The sequence below is a fragment of the Oryzomicrobium terrae genome, from assembly GCF_008274805.1.
Lineage (GTDB): Bacteria > Pseudomonadota > Gammaproteobacteria > Burkholderiales > Rhodocyclaceae > Oryzomicrobium > Oryzomicrobium terrae.
This window is the reverse complement of the sequence record NZ_CP022579.1, coordinates 2,156,526-2,172,719: the sequence shown is the minus strand read 5'-3', so window position 1 is coordinate 2,172,719 and position 16,194 is coordinate 2,156,526. Positions and strand designations below refer to the sequence as shown.

The 16,194-nt window shown below is 66.2% G+C and carries 13 protein-coding genes; 6 read left to right on the top strand and 7 right to left on the bottom strand.

Features of this window, described 5'->3' with window-relative positions; all coding sequences use genetic code 11:
* Together aat and OTERR_RS09890 are read right to left on the bottom strand one after the other, a co-directional pair.
* A complete protein-coding gene (gene aat, locus OTERR_RS09895) occupies positions 1-738 on the bottom strand; it encodes a leucyl/phenylalanyl-tRNA--protein transferase (RefSeq protein ID WP_054621388.1) in 738 nt (245 codons plus the stop codon).
* Entirely contained in the window at positions 735-1,877 is a 1,143-nt protein-coding gene (locus tag OTERR_RS09890; RefSeq protein WP_149426505.1) for an ABC transporter ATP-binding protein, read from the bottom strand. The genes aat and OTERR_RS09890 overlap by 4 nt, the downstream gene beginning before the upstream one ends.
* Positions 1,878-1,971: 94 nt before the next feature.
* On the opposite strand from OTERR_RS09890, the gene OTERR_RS09885 reads away from it, so the two are divergent.
* Both OTERR_RS09885 and OTERR_RS09880 read left to right on the top strand, forming a co-directional pair.
* The gene (locus OTERR_RS09885; protein WP_425466036.1) at positions 1,972-3,609 is read left to right on the top strand and encodes an ABC transporter permease; all 1,638 of its coding nucleotides are present in this window, start codon (positions 1,972-1,974) and stop codon (positions 3,607-3,609) included.
* Positions 3,610-3,893: 284 nt separating this feature from the next.
* Entirely contained in the window at positions 3,894-4,502 is a 609-nt protein-coding gene (locus OTERR_RS09880) for a hypothetical protein (protein ID WP_149425645.1), read from the top strand.
* A 313-nt stretch (positions 4,503-4,815) separates the two neighbouring features.
* On the opposite strand, the gene OTERR_RS09875 is transcribed toward OTERR_RS09880, so the two are convergent.
* Both OTERR_RS09875 and OTERR_RS09870 read right to left on the bottom strand, forming a co-directional pair.
* Positions 4,816-5,868, bottom strand: coding sequence for a Fe(3+) ABC transporter substrate-binding protein (locus OTERR_RS09875; RefSeq protein ID WP_149425644.1), 1,053 nt, complete (start codon positions 5,866-5,868; stop codon positions 4,816-4,818).
* 247 nt (positions 5,869-6,115) lie between these two features.
* Positions 6,116-6,619: a C40 family peptidase gene (locus tag OTERR_RS09870; RefSeq protein WP_054621384.1), complete on the bottom strand. Its 504-nt coding sequence runs from the start codon at positions 6,617-6,619 to the stop codon at positions 6,116-6,118.
* Between the two features lie 231 nt (positions 6,620-6,850).
* Between OTERR_RS09870 and OTERR_RS09865 the strand changes: the two genes are divergently transcribed.
* The 3 genes from OTERR_RS09865 to OTERR_RS09855 all read left to right on the top strand — a co-directional run bounded on the left by OTERR_RS09865 (position 6,851) and on the right by OTERR_RS09855 (position 10,966).
* On the top strand, positions 6,851-7,873 hold the full coding sequence (locus OTERR_RS09865; protein WP_149425643.1) for an oxidoreductase: 1,023 nt from the start codon (positions 6,851-6,853) through the stop codon (positions 7,871-7,873).
* A complete protein-coding gene (locus tag OTERR_RS09860; protein ID WP_149425642.1) occupies positions 7,870-9,003 on the top strand; it encodes a GGDEF domain-containing response regulator in 1,134 nt (377 codons plus the stop codon). Before OTERR_RS09865 ends, OTERR_RS09860 begins: the two co-directional genes overlap by 4 nt.
* Positions 9,004-9,064: 61 nt before the next feature.
* Positions 9,065-10,966: a propionate--CoA ligase gene (locus OTERR_RS09855; RefSeq protein ID WP_149425641.1), complete on the top strand. Its 1,902-nt coding sequence runs from the start codon at positions 9,065-9,067 to the stop codon at positions 10,964-10,966.
* Between the two features lie 216 nt (positions 10,967-11,182).
* Here OTERR_RS09855 and OTERR_RS09850 read toward each other — a convergent pair whose 3' ends face one another.
* From OTERR_RS09850 to OTERR_RS09840, 3 genes are all read right to left on the bottom strand, one after another.
* The gene (locus OTERR_RS09850; RefSeq protein WP_149425640.1) at positions 11,183-11,530 is read right to left on the bottom strand and encodes a RidA family protein; all 348 of its coding nucleotides are present in this window, start codon (positions 11,528-11,530) and stop codon (positions 11,183-11,185) included.
* Positions 11,531-11,611: 81 nt separating this feature from the next.
* Complete coding sequence (locus OTERR_RS09845) at positions 11,612-13,147, bottom strand: fumarate hydratase (protein ID WP_054621379.1); 1,536 nt, start codon at positions 13,145-13,147, stop codon at positions 11,612-11,614.
* A gap of 80 nt (positions 13,148-13,227) precedes the next feature.
* The gene (locus OTERR_RS09840) at positions 13,228-13,752 is read right to left on the bottom strand and encodes a TIGR00645 family protein (protein WP_054621378.1); all 525 of its coding nucleotides are present in this window, start codon (positions 13,750-13,752) and stop codon (positions 13,228-13,230) included.
* Positions 13,753-14,044: 292 nt separating this feature from the next.
* Here OTERR_RS09840 and acs point away from each other — a divergent pair, with 292 nt between their 5' ends.
* The gene (gene acs / locus OTERR_RS09835) at positions 14,045-16,033 is read left to right on the top strand and encodes an acetate--CoA ligase (protein ID WP_054621377.1); all 1,989 of its coding nucleotides are present in this window, start codon (positions 14,045-14,047) and stop codon (positions 16,031-16,033) included.
* Positions 16,034-16,194 lie beyond the last annotated feature (161 nt).

Sequence of the window (16,194 nt, the reverse complement as noted above, 5' to 3'; positions counted from 1 at the left end):
TTAACCTTGCAGAGGAATGCGGGCCCCGTCAGCGGGCCATCGGGCTCCATCGTACGCCACGGAGGGCGCGGTCAGTTCGGCCAGATGCGCCTCGAATTCCCGTCGGGGAATTTCCCGCGCCCCCAGAGAGGCCAAGTGGGGCGTGCGCATCTGGCAATCGATCAGTTCGAAATCATGAGCGTGGAGGAAGCGGACGAGGTGGGCCAAGGCCACCTTGGAAGCGTCGCTTTCCAGGGAAAACATCGACTCGCCATAGAACATCCGTCCGATGGCGACGCCGTACAGGCCACCCACCAACCGCTCCTCCACCCAGACTTCGACCGAATGGGCGTAGCCCAGTTCATGCAGTTCGCCGTAGGCGCGGTGGATGGCGGGCACGATCCAGGTGCCGTGCTGCCCGGGGCGCGGGGTTTGGGCGCAGGCCGCCACGACCTGGGGGAAGGCTGTATCCAGGCGCACGGTGTAGGGGCCGCTGTCGAGGCGCCCCTGGCGCAGCCGCTTGGCCAGGGAACGGGAGAGGCGGAATTCGCCGGGGAACAGCACCATGCGCGGGTCCGGGGTCCACCACAGGATCGGCTGGTCGTCGCTGTACCAGGGGAAGATGCCGCGCCGGTAGGCGGCCAACAGCCAGGCCGCGTTCAACTCGCCGCCAGCGGCGAGCAGGCCGTTGGGTTCGTCCAGGGCCAGCCCGGTGGGGGGGAAGCAGGGGGTGGCGCCCGGCGCCAGCCAGGTGATCATGCCGCGCTGGCGCTGGCCGGTTGACGAGGGGCGGTGCTTGTCGCGGCCGGGGTCTTGAAAGCCACCACATGGTCCACGTCGAGGCGAATGCCGATCTTTTCACCCAGGGCGTGGTTGTGGTGCGAGGGCACCAGGGCCTGCACCTGGGCACCGCTGTCCAGGCGCAGGGTGTACAGGATCTGGGCGCCGCGGAAGGCCTTGTGTTCCACGGCTGCGGTAACCGGGCTCAGGTCGTCGTGCACCACGTCGTCGGGGCGCAGCAGCACGTCCACATGGCAGCCTTCCCGGGCCAGAGGGCAGCTGTCGCAGGTCTGGCACAGGGCGCTGCATTCCAGGGGCAGGGACGATTCGAGCCGGCCCAGTTCCACCGTCACCTCGGTGGGGCTGACCACCAGGCCGGGGAGAAAGGCACCCTGGCCGACGAAATCGGCGACGAAGCGGTTGGCCGGCCGGTGGTAGAGGTTGTAGGGCGTGTCCCACTGCTGCACCCGGCCGCCGTGCATCACCCCCACCTCGTCGGCCATGGCGAAGGCCTCGTGCTGGTCGTGGGTCACCAGGATGGCGGTGGTGCCACTCTGCTTGAGAATGTCGCGCACTTCCAGGGAGAGGCGCTCGCGCAACTCGGTGTCCAGGTTGGAGAAGGGTTCGTCGAGCAGTACCAGGCGCGGCCGGGGGGCCAGGGCCCGGGCCAGGGCGACGCGCTGCTGCTGGCCGCCGGAGAGCTCATGGGGGAATTTTTCGCCCTGGCCGGTGAGGCCCACCAACCGGAGCATTTCCTCGACCCGCGGCATGCGTTCGGCGCGCGGCAGGTCGCCCAGGCCGAAGGCCACGTTGGCGGCCACGGTCAGGTGCGGGAACAGGGCGTAATCCTGGAACACCATGCCGATGCGGCGCTGCTCCGGGGGAAGGTGGAAGCCGGGGCGGGAGACCACCTCGCCGGCCAGGCGGATTTCACCCTCGGCAATTTCCTCGAACCCGGCGATGCAGCGCAGCAGGGTGGTCTTGCCGCAGCCCGACGGCCCAAGCAGACAGGCGATGGTGCCGGGGGGCACCGTCAGGCTGATGCCGTCGACCACGGTGTGAAATCCGGTGGGCGTGGGGTAGCGCTGGACAACGTGCTGGAGTTCGAGGTGGGCCATGGCGGGAGCGGTCGAGGGGAGAAGCATTCTCATCATCGCCATTATAATGGCCGAAAAACCCGCGCCGCTCAGCGCCCCTCCGGCGATTCCCGTGATTTCCTCCTTCCGCGTCAGTCCCCTGTTGCTCCTCGCCCTGGCGGTCGCCGCCCTGGTCGGCCTGCCTGTCGCCAGCGTTCTGGCCAACCTGGCCCAGGGCGGCACCAGCGATACCTGGAGCCACCTGGCCGGCACCGTGCTGCCTGAATACCTGCTCAACACCGTCTGGCTGTGCCTGGGGGTGGGGGCGGGGACGGCCGCGGTGGGGGTGGGGGCGGCCTGGCTGACCACCATGCACGAGTTCCCCGGGCGGCGCTTCTTCGAATGGGCCCTGGTGCTGCCCCTGGCCATGCCGGCCTATGTGCTGGCCTACGTCTATACCGACTTCCTGCAATTCGTCGGCCCCTTGCAGACGGCCCTGCGCGAGACCTTCGCCTGGCAACGCGGCGACTACTGGTTCCCCGAGGTGCGCAGTCTCGGAGGGGCCATCGCCATGTTCGTCTCGGTGCTTTACGTCTATGTGTATCTGCTCGCCCGCACCGCCTTCCTGGAACGCAGCGGTGGGTTGCTCGAAGCCGGGCGGATGCTCGGCCTGTCGCCCTGGGCCAGCTTTTTCCGCATTTCCCTGCCCCTGGCTCGCCCGGCGGTGGCCGCCGGCGTGGCCCTGGCCCTGATGGAAACCCTGGCCGACTATGGCACGGTGGCCTACTTCGCCGTGCAGACCTTCACCACCGGCATCTACCGGGCCTGGTTCTCCCTGGGGGACCGGGTCGCCGCTGCCCAGCTGGCGGCCTGCCTGCTCGGCTTCGTTGCCCTGCTGCTGGTGCTGGAGCGCACCTCCCGTGGGCGTGCCCGCTTTGGCAATAGCGGCAACCGACGGGGGCCGGCGCGGGGCCGCCTGGTCGGGGTCAAGGGCTGGCTGGCCGCCCTGGGGTGTACCCTGCCGCTGCTGATGGGCTTCGTCCTGCCCGCCCTGTTGTTGGTGCGGCTGGCCCTGGGGGATAGCGAGGAGGGCCTGGGCTGGCAGCGCTTCGCCCTGTTGGCGCGCAACAGCGCCATCCTGGCGACGCTCACCGCCCTGGTGGCGGTGCTGCTGGCCCTGCTGCTGGCCTACGGGGCGCGGCTGGCCAAGCGTCCGGCGGCCCGGGTGCTGAACCGGCTGGTGGGGCTGGGCTACGCGGTGCCCGGCTCGGTGATCGCGGTGGGGGTGCTGATCCCGGTGACCCGTCTCGACAACTGGCTGGCGGGCCAGTGGCAGGCCTGGTTTGGCAGCAATCCCGGGTTGCTCATCACCGGCGGCATCAGCGCCCTGGTCTATGCCTACCTGGTGCGCTTCCTGGCCGTGGCCTTGCAGACCGTGGAGGCCAGCCTGGGCAAGATCACCCCGCACATGGACGAGGCGGCGCGCAGCCTGGGGCTGACCCAGGGGCGCATCCTGGTGCGGGTCCATGCGCCGCTGCTGCGCGGCAGCTTGCTCACCGCCGCTCTGCTGGTGTTCGTGGACGTGATGAAGGAGTTGCCCGCCACCCTGGTGATGCGCCCCTTCAACTTCGACACCCTGGCCACCCAGACCTACACCCTGGCCGCCGACGAGCGCCTGGCCGAGGCGGCCCTACCGTCCTTGGCCATCGTCGCCGTGGGGCTGCTGCCCCTGATCGCCCTGTCGCGCCAGATCGCCCGCAGCCGCAAGGGCTGAGGCTGCCTGCGGCCCCGGGGCCGAGGATGCGGCTTCCGGTGTGCTCCCCAGCGGGCGGCCTGCCTTCGTCGCATTCTTGCCGCGCCTTTGCCGCGCCTGCGGGGCGCTTCCATGGCCCTTCGACTCTAAGCGGCGGTCGCCAGTCGCCGCTCCGTGGATTTAACCCAGGCCAAAGCCGGGGCGGGCCGGGGGCGCCACACTGCCTGCTCCCTTGTCCCCACCTGCTTTCCGCCGGCCTCGGGCGCCCCGCGCGCCGGCCGGCGCCTGCCTGAAGGAGCCCGGCCATGCCCATGCCCGACTTTTTTGCCTTTGCCCCGACCCTGACGGTGCGCGACCCCCTGGCCGACTTTCTCGGCGCGGCGGAGGAGGGCGTGCTCACCTACTCCTACACCGACGCGGTGCGCCTGACCGGCCATTCCTGTCCCACCGTGGCCGGGGCCTGGCTGATGGCCTGCCGCGGTCTGGCGGCTCTCTACCCGGAGGGTTTGCCGGAGCGGGGCGGCATCCTGGTGGAACTTCCCGGGCGGCGCGACGAGGGGGTGACCGGGGTCACCGCCAGCGTGTTCACCCTGGTCACCGGGGCCACCGAGGATTCGGGCTTTCGCGGCTTGGCGGGGCGCTTCAACCGCCGCAACCTGCTCGGCTTCGGGCGCGGGGTGCCGGGAGACGTCCGCTTGACGCGGCTGGCCACGGGGGCGGCGGTGGATGTGGCCCTGGACCTGGGCCTGGTGCCGGCGGACCCGGAAATAGGCGCCCTGATGGGGGCCTGCTTGATGGGAGAAGCCGACGAGGCCATGGGGGCCGATTTCCGTGCCCGCTGGCAGGGGCGGGTACGGGTACTGCTCGAACGGGCGGCCGATCCGGCCCTGGTGCGGGTGGCTCCGGTGGCGTGACGTGGAACGGCCTCGATACATTAATTTTCTTCATGTATTCGAAGGTTGGTCCAGTGAAACTCAAGAACTGGCGCGGACCTTTTGTTTTTGGCTGAGCGATTGTATTAGTTTTATTAATGAATCTTAATGAATCGTCCGGCCGAGGCTTTTTGGCCACCGGCCGATTGCCGGCAAACTCCTGCGGCTGCCGCACTGCCGGAACCCGGTAATCGGCGGTTTCGGTTTGCGCCACAAACGACAACGCCCCGCGACTGCGGGGCGTTTGCTTTGGTTCGACTCCGTCACGGGCCGGGGCGTTACCCCAGGCCTGGGTTTAGCGGAAGCCGGCCCGGTCGAAGACGACCTGGGCCTTGGTCCGGTACATGGCCAGGGAGCCTACCGGCAGGGCGTCGGCCTTGAACTTGCCGAGGCTGTCCAGGGCCGGGTTGGCGAACTTGAGCCCGGCCACCACCGGCCATTCGTTGTTGCCGTCGGCGAAGTAGCGCTGGGCGTCGTCGGAGGCCAGGTATTCGAGGAACTTCACCGCCGCTTCCTTGTGCGGCGCAGTCTTGAGCATGCCGCCGCCGGAAACGTTGATGTGGGTGCCGTAGGACTTCTGGTTGGGCCAGATCACGCCCACGGCTTCCATGGTCTTTTTGTCCTCGGCCTTGTCGGACCGCATGATGCGGGCCACGTAGTAGGTGTTGGAGATGGTCACGCCGCACTCGCCGGCGGCCACGGCCTTGATCTGGTCGGTGTCGCCGCCCTTGGGGGCGCGGGCGAAGTTGGCCACCAGACCCCGGGCCCATTGCTCGGCCTTGGCCTCGCCCTGGTGGGCGATGATGGCCGACATCAGGGACAGGTTGTAGGGGTGGGAGCCGGAGCGGGAGCAGAACTTGCCCTTGAGCTTGGGATCGGCCAGGTCCTCGTAGGTCTGCACGTCGGCGGCCTTGACCGCGGCCTTGTTGTAGACGATCACCCGGGCCCGGGTGGAGAAGGAAAACCAGTCGTCGGTGCGCAGGTTGGCCGGGATGCGGGATTCGAGCACCTTCGACTTGACCGGGGCGAACAGGCCCAGCTCGTGGGCCACCGCCAGGCGGGCCGCGTCCACGGTCAGGAACACGTCGGCCGGGCTGTTGGCGCCCTCGTTCTTGATCCGTTCGAGCAGCTCGTCTTCCTTGGCCTCGATGCGATTGATCTTGATGCCGGTCTGCTTGGTGAAGTTCTCGTAGAGCTTCTCGTCGGTCTGGTAATGGCGGGCCGAGTAGAGGTTGAGCACCTTGTCCTCGGCGGCCTGGGCGAGGGGGGCGCCCAGGGCCGTGCCGGCCAAGGCGATGGCCAGCAGGGAACGGCCAAACGGCAACTTCAGGAGCTTCACGGTCTTCATCAATATCCTCCGGTGATCGTCTGAGCAGGGGGGGCGGCACCGCTTGTGCGCCAAGGCTCGGGCGGGGCTGGGTAGTCCGATGGGATTCTAGCTAGACCGGGTGGAGGTGTAAATGAGAAATCTTCTTGTTTTGACCTAGCCGGGATCGATGGAACTGCTCCCGCCGGATTCCGGCCTTGAGATGCCGTCGCCGCGGCCAAGAAAAAACCGGCCTTGGGGCCGGTTTTGACGTTAAGCGCCGAGGCGCTTACTGTTCCGTGATGCGTCGCGCGCCGTCGTAGCGCTGCGTCCAGTAGCTCTGGCGCATGTCTTCGACACGGATCTCGCCGCCGGGACGGGGCGCATGAACGAACTGGTTGTTGCCGAGGTAGATGCCGACGTGGGAGAAGGTGCGGCGCATGGTGTTGAAGAACACCAGGTCGCCCGGCTTGAGTTCGGTTTTGGATACCTGTTCGCCAACGCCGCTCATTTCCCGGGCGGTGCGCGGCAGGTTGATGCCGATGGATTCGGAGAAGACGCGCTGCACGAAACCGGAGCAGTCCATGCCGACGTCCGGGTTGGTGCCGCCGCGGCGGTAGGGGACGCCGACGAATTCCAGGCCTTTGATGATCAGTTCCTGAACACCGCTGGAATACCGTTGGAAAAAGCTCTGTTCGTCGCTTTTGAGCTCATCTGCCGAGACGGAGAACGGGACGGAGACGAGAATCGCCGCCGCCATGGCCGTCAGGAATTTGAGGGTTTTTTTGCGCATGGGGCCGGACTTTATTTCAAAATCAGTCCCTTGTAAAGCATTTGAAATATCAGGGAATTTTCATGTCATGGCGTGGTCCAGCTCGCCCGGCCCGGTTGATCTGGCGCAATGCCACTGCGCCAGGGGCGTGGCGCGTGGCGGCGCATGGCTATAATCCCCCGCACCAGCCAACCGCCGGCGCCTGAACGGGAAACCCAGGGGCGCGGCCTTATAACGATTCCAGGAGTTACCGTGCAGGCATTCAAGGCATTGTTGATCGAAGAGCGGGACGTCGCAGGCAAGAAAACCGTGGTCAGTGGCTTCACCACGCTCAACGAGACGGACCTGGACCCGGGCGAGGTGGTCATCCGGGTGGCCTATTCGAGCATCAACTACAAGGATGCCCTGGCGGCGACCGGCAAGGGCAAGATCATTCGCCGCTTCCCCTGCGTCGGCGGTATCGATTTGTCCGGTGTGGTGGAGTCGAGCGGCGACCCCCGCTTTGCCCCCGGTGACAAGGTGATTGCCACCAGCTTCGATATCGGCGTGGCGCACCATGGCGGTTATGCCGAAGTGGCCCGGGTGCCCGCCGACTGGGTGGTCAAGTTGCCTGCCGGCCTGGACCTCAAGCGCGCCATGGCCCTGGGCACCGCCGGTTTTACCGCGGCCTTGGCCGTGCAGCGCATGGAAGACAACGGCCTGACCCCGGCCAATGGACCGGTGATCGTCACCGGCGCCACCGGTGGCGTGGGCAGCCTGGCGGTGGACATGCTGGCCGGCCTCGGCTATGCCGTCACCGCCCTGACCGGCAAGCCCCAGGAGAGCGACTATCTGAAATCCCTCGGGGCCCGGGACATCCTGCTGCGCGGCGACTTGGACCTGGCCAAGATCCGCCCTCTGGACAACGCCCGTTGGGCCGGGGCGGTGGACAATCTGGGCGGCGAGGTGCTGGCCTGGATCCTTTCCACCATGCAGCAGGCCGGTACCGTGGCCTCGATCGGCCTGGCGGCCAGCATGAACCTGCCGACCACCGTGGCCCCCTTCATCCTGCGCGGCGTCAGCCTGCTTGGCGTCGATTCCGGCTACATGGGTTTCCCCATGCGCCAGCACATCTGGGACCGGCTGGCCGGCGACCTGAAGCCGCGCCATCTTGATTCCCTGACCAGAACCGTGGCCTTTGCCGACCTGCCCCAGGAGTTCGAGACCTATATCGCCGGCCAGGCCAAGGGCCGGGCTGTGGTGGCGGTGAATCCGTCCCTGGAAGGCCAGTCATGAACGATGCGGTGCAGCCGCCCAAGGTGCTGATCGTCGACGATTCGCGCATCGTCCGCGCTTCCCTGATGCGCCACCTGAAGGGGCGCTTCGAGGTGCGGGAGGAGGGCGACGGCGAGACCGGCTGGCAGACCCTGGTGCTCGATCCGACCATCCAGGCGGTGATCTCCGATCTGTCGATGCCGGTGCTGGATGGCTACGGTCTGCTCGAACGCATCCGCCAATCCAAGATCGGTCGCATCCGCCGCCTGCCGGTGATCATGATTTCCGGCGAGGACGACGACGATGCCTGCAACCGGGCCCGGGCGGCCGGTGCCTCCGACTTCATCAGCAAGGGGGTGGGCACCGCCGAGCTGCTGACCCGGCTCGATGCGCAGATCCGGCTGGCCACCGCTGAAGAAGCCCTGGATGCGGTGCGCGACGATGCGATGAAGAATCCGCTGACCGGCCTGTTCACCCGCCGCTACCTGGAAAGCCAGGCCGATCAGGCCTGTTCCCTGGCCCAGCGCAAGGGCGGGGAAGTGTCCTTGCTGATGATCGGTTTCGACCGGCTACCGGCCTTGACCGAACAGTACGGCGCGGCGGTGGTGGAGCAACTGGTGGCTCAGTTCGGGCGCCTCCTGGCAGGCAAGATCCGCCGCGAGGACAGCTTGGGACATTACGGCTCGGCCCAGTTCGCCATCGTCTCGCCGGGGACCCCGGGGGCTTCCTGCCGAACCTTTGCGCTACGTCTCAAGGAGGCGGTGGAAACTGCCCATGTGGCCTTTCATGGCCAACGCGTCGATCTGTCGGTGAGCATCGGGGTGGCCAACAACAACGACGACCAGTCCACTTCGGCAAACCACCTCCTGATCCTGGCCGGGGAACGGATGGGCGAGGCCATGGCCGGCGGTGGCAACCGGGTGGTGGGGTGCGAAGCCGAAGGGCGTCGCCCCGATGCCCTGACCGTGGATCGGGCCTTGGCGCTGCTTGAGGCGGGACGTGGCGACATGGTGCGCGGTGGCAGCCGGGAGCTGGCTTTGCGCGTGCTGCCCCTCCTGCGATTTTTGAATTATGAATTACAATGGCAGCTTCCAGTGGAAGACCTGGAACGCCAACTCAACCAAAGCCACCCACGGGATAGCGCTGCCTGATTGGTACGTAGCTGCGACCCGGGTGGGGATGACAGTAAAAGAAACACGAGGGAGAAGACCCATGTCCAGCAGTACGAGCTACAAGGAGTTCTACCAGCAATCCATCGATCAGCCCGACGCCTTCTGGCGCGAGCAAGCCAAGCTGATCGACTGGCACAAGCCGTTCGAGCAAACCTGCGACTTCTCCCGCCCGCCCTTTGCCAAGTGGTTCGTCGGCGGCGAAACCAACCTCTGCTACAACGCGGTGGATCGTCACGCCGCCAAGCGCCCCAACGACAAAGCGCTGATCTTCATCTCCACCGAAACCGACACCGAGCAGGTCTACACCTTCGCCGAACTGCAGCGCGAAGTGGAGCGCATGGCCGCCATCTACCAGAGCCTGGGCGTGACCAAGGGCGACCGGGTGCTGATCTACATGCCGATGATCGCCGAGGCCTGCTTCGCCATGCTCGCCTGTGCCCGCATCGGTGCCATCCACTCCGTGGTGTTCGGCGGTTTTGCCTCCGGCTCCCTGGCCACCCGCATCGACGATGCCCAGCCCAAGCTGATGGTTACCGCCGACGCCGGTATGCGCGGCGGCAAGGCCGTGCCCTACAAGCATCTGGTGGACGAGGCCTGCGCCCTGGCCCAGACCCCGCCGCAAAAGGTCCTGATCGTGGACCGCGGCCTGGACAAGGGCTTCCCCAAGGTGGCCGGCCGTGACGTGGATTACGCCGAACTGCGCGCCCAGCACCTGGATGCCCAGGTGCCCGTGACCTGGCTGGAATCCTCCGAACCGTCCTACATCCTGTACACCTCCGGCACCACCGGCAAGCCCAAGGGCGTGCAGCGCGACACCGGCGGTTACGCCGTGGCGCTGGCCTCCACCATGAAGCACATCTACTGCGGCGGCGAGGGCGAGACCATGTTCTCCACCTCCGACATCGGCTGGGTGGTGGGCCACTCCTACATCATCTACGGCCCGCTGCTCGCCGGCATGGCCACCATCATGTACGAGGGCACCCCGCTGCGCCCGGACGCCGGCATCTGGTGGCAGATCGTCGAGAAGTACAAGGTCAACGTGATGTTCTCCGCCCCCACGGCGGCCCGCGTCCTGAAGAAGCAGGACCCGGCGTACATGCACAAGTACGACCTCTCCAGCCTCAAGCACCTGTTCCTGGCTGGCGAGCCCCTGGACCAGCCGACCCACGAGTGGATCATGGGCGAGCTGAAGATCCCGGTGATCGACAACTACTGGCAGACCGAAACCGGCTGGCCGATCCTCTCCACCGTGCGCGGTGTCGAGGACACCAAGCTCAAGTTCGGCTCCCCCAGCTTCCCGGTCTATGGCTACAACCTGAAGATCTTCCGCGAGGACGGCTCGGTCTGCGACGCCAATGAGAAGGGTATCGTCGGCATCGTTCCGCCCCTGCCGCCCGGTTGCCTGTCCACCGTGTGGGGCGACGACGACCGCTTCGTCAAGACCTACTTCAGCCTGTTCACCGAACCCCAGGTCTATTCCTCCTTCGACTGGGGCATCAAGGACGACGAGGGCTACCACTTCATCCTCGGCCGCACCGACGACGTGATCAACGTGGCCGGTCACCGTCTCGGCACCCGGGAAATCGAGGAGGCCGTGCAAGGCCACTCCGCCATCGCCGAAGTGGCGGTGGTGGGCGTCAACGACGCCCTCAAGGGCCAGATGCCGATGGCCTTCGCCGTGGTCAAGGATGCCGCCCGGGTGGCGACCCCCGAGCTGCGCCAGCAACTGGAGAAGGAAGTGATGGCTAAGGTGGACGAGAGCCTCGGCGCCATCGCCCGCCCCAGCCGGGTGCACTTCGTCACCGGCCTGCCCAAGACCCGCTCGGGCAAGCTGCTGCGCCGCTCCCTGCAGGCCCTGGCCGAAGGCCGCGACGCTGGCGACATGACCACCATTGAAGATCCGTCTTCCCTGGAGCAGATCAAGCAAGCCCTGGCTGGCTGATCGAGGTCCCTTGCCGGGCCGTTGCGGGCCTGGAAAAAAACCGGCCGGCCACCGCGAGGTGGCCGGCCGGTTTTTTTGTGCCCTGTTGGAACGCCAAGCGGGGCGCGGTGTTTCGCGGCCCCTGCCTGGAAAACAAATAGGGACGCGGGGTTCGGCGGTAGGGGCGCGAAGATGCCCGACTGGCGCGGGGTTTGGCTGAGGGGGGCTGGCGGAAGGTCAGCCTTGGGCGGCCACCACCACCATTTCCACCCGGTAGCCCGGGTTGGCCAGCCGGGCCTGGACGCAGGCCCGGGCCGGGGCGTGGCCTGCGGGCACCCAGGCATCCCACACCGCGTTCATGGCGTCGTAGTCGGCCATGTCGGCCAGGTAGATGGTGACCAGCAGCAGGCGCTCCTTGCTGCTCCCCACCTGGGCGAGCAGGCGGTCGAGGCTGGCGAGGATTTCGCCGGTCTGGGTGGCGGCGTCGGCCTCCAGAGACTGGGGGACTTCCACCAGGTAGGCGGTGCCGGCGAAGGCGGTGCTGTCGGCGTAGCGACGGGTGACGCCGTGGCGTTGGATGGTCATGGGGAGCTCCAGATAAAAAAGAAGCCGGCGCGGGGCCGGCTTCTTGCTGACCGCCTGGCAAATGCCAGGCCGGGCTAGGGGTTAGGCGACGGCGACCGGGATCTTGCCGATCTTGGCCTGCCATTCCTTCGGGCCGGTGTTGTGCACGCTGGTACCGGAGGAGTCGACCGCCACGGTGACGGGCATGTTCTGCACCTCGAACTCGTAGATGGCTTCCATGCCCAGGTCGGCAAAGCCCACCACCTTGGCGCTCTTGATGGCCTTGGCCACCAGGTAGGCGGCACCGCCCACGGCCATCAGGTAAGCGGACTTGTTGTCCTTGATGGCCTCGATGGCGACGGGGCCGCGCTCGGACTTGCCGATCATGGAGATGAGGCCGGTCTTCTCCAGCATCATGCGGGTGAATTTGTCCATGCGGGTGGCGGTGGTGGGGCCGGCGGGTCCGACCACTTCGTCACGCACCGGATCCACGGGGCCGACGTAGTAGATGACCCGGTTGGTGAAGTCCACCGGCAGCTTCTCGCCCTTGGCCAGCATGTCGGCGATGCGCTTGTGGGCGGCATCGCGGCCGGTCAGCATCTTGCCGTTGAGCAGCAGCTTCTGGCCCGGCTTCCAAGAAGCCACTTCTTCCTTGGTCAGGGTATCCAGATTGACCTGGGTGGCGGCCTTCAGGTCCGGGGTCCAGGTCACGGCGGGCCAGTCTTCCAGCTTGGGCGGCTCGATCTTGGCGGGGCCGGAACCATCCAGGTGGAAGTGGCAGTGGCGGGTGGCGGCGCAGTTGGGCACCAGGGCCACGGGCAGGTTGGCGGCGTGGCAGGGGTAGTCCAGCACCTTGACGTCGAGCACGGTGGTGAGGCCGCCCAGGCCTTGGGCACCGACGCCAAGGGCATTCACCTTTTCGTACAGTTCCAGACGCAGCTCTTCGGCGCGGGTCAGCTTGGCACCGCTCTTGGCTTTGTCCTGCAGATCATGGATGTCCACCGGGGCCATGATGGACTCCTTGGCCAGCAGCATGGCCTTCTCGGGAGTGCCGCCGATGCCGATGCCGATGATGCCGGGAGGACACCAGCCGGCACCCATCTCGGGGATCTTCTTGAGGACCCAGTCCACCAGGTCGTCGGAGGGGTTGAGCATGGCGAACTTGGACTTGGCTTCGGAGCCGCCGCCCTTGGCGGCGCAGATCACTTCCACGTGGTCGCCGGGGACGATCTCGAAGTGCACCACGGCCGGGGTGTTGTCCTTGGTGTTCTTGCGGGCGCCGGCCGGGTCGGCCAGCACGGAGGCGCGCAGGGGGTTGTCCGGGTTGGCGTAGGCGCGGCGCACGCCTTCATTGACCATTTCCTGCAGGCTCATGGTGGCGTCGTCCCAGCGGACGTTCATACCGACCTTGAGGAAGACCATGCCGATGCCGGTGTCCTGGCAGATGGGGCGATGGCCTTCGGCAGCCATGCGGGAGTTGGTCAGAATCTGGGCAATGGCGTCCTTGGCGGCGGGGGATTCCTCACGCTCGTAGGCTTCACCCAGGGCCTTGATGTAGTCCAGGGGGTGGTAGTAGCTGATGTACTGGAAAGCGTCCGCGATGGACTGGATGAGGTCTTCCTGGCGGATAGTCGTCATGGCTGGGCTCGTGGGTGGAAAGGTCGCGAAAAGACGAACGGGAAAGGGAGGGCGGGAGCGGCCGGCAACGGGCGCGCCGCTCAGTGATCCTTGTGCTGCAACAGCAGGGTCTGGTTCATCACCTTGTCGGTGAGCGCCATCATGAAGGCGGAAACCAGGAACAGGCCATGCAGGATGGCTTGCCACATGATGACCCGGTCATCGAGCTGGGCGGCATTGATGAAGGTCTTGAGCAGGTGGATCGAGGAAATGCCGATCAGGGCCGTGGCCAGCTTGACCTTGAGCACACCGGCATTGACGTGGGACAGCCACTCCGGCTGGTCGGGATGTCCTTCCAGGTCGAGGCGCGAGACGAAGGTCTCATAACCGCCGATGATGACCATGATCAGCAGGTTGGCGATCATCACCACGTCGATCAGGCCGAGCACGATCAGCATCGTCCTGGTCTCGTCCAGGTGGCCGATGTCGGCGACCAGGTGAGACAGCTCCACCATGAACTGGACAACGTAAATACCTTGGGCCACGATCAGGCCAAGGTAAAGCGGGGCCTGTAACCAGCGGCTGAAAAAGATGAAGTTTTCGAGCTTTTGAATGGCGGGTTTCATCAGGACAGGTGGGTAAAAAGAGGAGGGCGGAAACTTTGGGCCCCGTAGGCCCACAAAACTGCAAAATTTTAGCACCAAAGATCGCCGAAACGCTTGATGGATACGGCTCGGTATTGACGCGCTGCACCACAAAAATGTAAGGGCACTGTAAGGCGTAACGCGTTAAATCGTCGTCACCGCGCTAGTCCGCAGTAGTCAGTGCGCGGCCTCCCAACGGCAAATTGACCACCGGTCAAACCTTGGCCGGAACGGGGCAGGCCGCGGCACACGAACATTACAGAGGAGATGTAGCATGTCCCAGATCGAATCCGTCCTCCAGGAAAACCGGGTCTTTGCCCCTTCCGAGGCTTTCGTGAAGCAGGCCACCGTTTCCGGCATGGAAGCCTACCAGGCTCTGTGCGCCGAGGCCGACCGTGACTACGCTGGCTACTGGGCCCGTCTGGCCAAGGAACACGTGGTGTGGAAGGAGCCCTTCACCCAGTCCCTGGATGAGTCCGAGGCCCCCTTCTACAAGTGGTTCACCGGCGGCAAGCTCAACGTCTCCTACAACTGTTTGGACAAGCACGTCGAAGCCGGCAACGGCGACAAGGTCGCCATCATCTTCGAAGCCGACGGCGGCGAGGTGACCAAGGTCACCTACAAGGATCTGCTCTCCCGCGTGGCCAAGTTCGCCAACGCGCTGAAGGCCCAGGGCATCAAGAAGGGTGACCGGGTCATCATCTACCTGCCCATGTCCATCGAAGGCGTGGTGGCCATGCAGGCCTGCGCCCGCATCGGCGCCACCCACTCCGTGGTGTTCGGCGGCTTCTCCGCCAAGTCCCTGGAAGAGCGCATCCTGGACGCCGGCGCGGTGGCCATCATCACCGCCGACGAACAGGCCCGCGGCGGCAAGCACATCCCCCTCAAGCCGGCGGTGGACGAGGCCCTCGACCTGGTCGCCGGCAAGAGCGCGATCAAGTCCGTGATCGTCTACAAGCGCACCGGCGGCGCCTGCGCCATGAAGGCGGGTCGCGACGTGTGGTGGCACGACATCACCGACAGCCAATCCGAGGTCTGCGAGCCTGAGTGGGTCGATGCCGAGCATCCCCTGTTCCTGCTCTACACCTCCGGTTCCACCGGCAAGCCCAAGGGCGTGCAGCACTCCACCGGCGGCTACCTGCTGCACGCGGTGCTGACCACCAAGTGGACCTTCGACGTCAAGCCCAACGACGTCTTCTGGTGCACCGCCGACATCGGCTGGGTCACCGGCCACACCTACATCACCTACGGCCCCCTGGCCTGCGGCGCCACCGAGATCGTCTTCGAAGGCGTGCCGACCTACCCGGACGCTGGCCGTTTCTGGAAGATGATCCAGGAGCACAAGGTCTCCATCTTCTACACCGCGCCCACCGCGATCCGTTCCCTGATCAAGGCGGCCGAGGCCAATCCGGCCGTGGCGCCCAAGAGCTACGACCTCTCGTCCCTGCGCCTGCTGGGCTCGGTGGGCGAGCCGATCAACCCGGAAGCCTGGATGTGGTACTACGAGAACGTGGGCGGCGGCCGTTGCCCCATCGTCGATACCTTCTGGCAGACCGAGACCGGCGGCCACATGATCACCCCGCTGCCCGGTGTCACCCCGCTGGTGCCCGGTTCCTGCACCCTGCCGTTCCCTGGCATCCAGGCCGCCATCGTCGATGAGACCGGCGCCGACGTGGAATGGGGCAAGGGCGGCTTCCTGGTGGTCAAGAAGCCCTGGCCGTCCATGATCCGCACCATCTGGGGCGATCCGGAGCGCTTCAAGAAGTCCTACTTCCCTGAAGACCTGGGCGGCACCCTGTACCTGGCCGGTGACGGCGCGGTGCGCGATGCCAAGAACGGCTACTTCACCATCATGGGCCGCATCGACGACGTGCTGAACGTCTCCGGCCACCGCATGGGCACCATGGAAATCGAGTCGGCTCTGGTTTCCAACCCCCTGGTGGCCGAAGCCGCCGTGGTGGGCCGTCCCGACGACCTGACCGGCGAGGCCATCTGCGCCTTCGTCGTGCTCAAGGGCGCCCGTCCCAATGGCGATGCCGCCAAGGCCGTGATCAAGGAGCTGCAGGACTGGGTGGGCAAGGAAATCGGCCCCATCGCCAAACCCAAGGACATCCGCTTCGGCGAGAACCTGCCCAAGACCCGTTCCGGCAAGATCATGCGCCGCCTGCTGCGTTCCCTGGCCAAGGGCGAGGAAATCACCCAGGACGTTTCCACCCTGGAGAACCCGGCCATTCTCGACCAGCTCAAGCAGGCCGGCAGCTAAGTCGCTTCAAGAACAGATCCGAGGAGCGAGGGGGAGACTCTGCCGGACCCGGGGGACGGGTCCGGCAGCCCTGAGACAGGCGGACAATTACAATCCAACCGCCATTTGGGCCGGCGCGTGTAGACGCGTCGGCCTCATTCTTTTATGCGCCGAACGCGGCG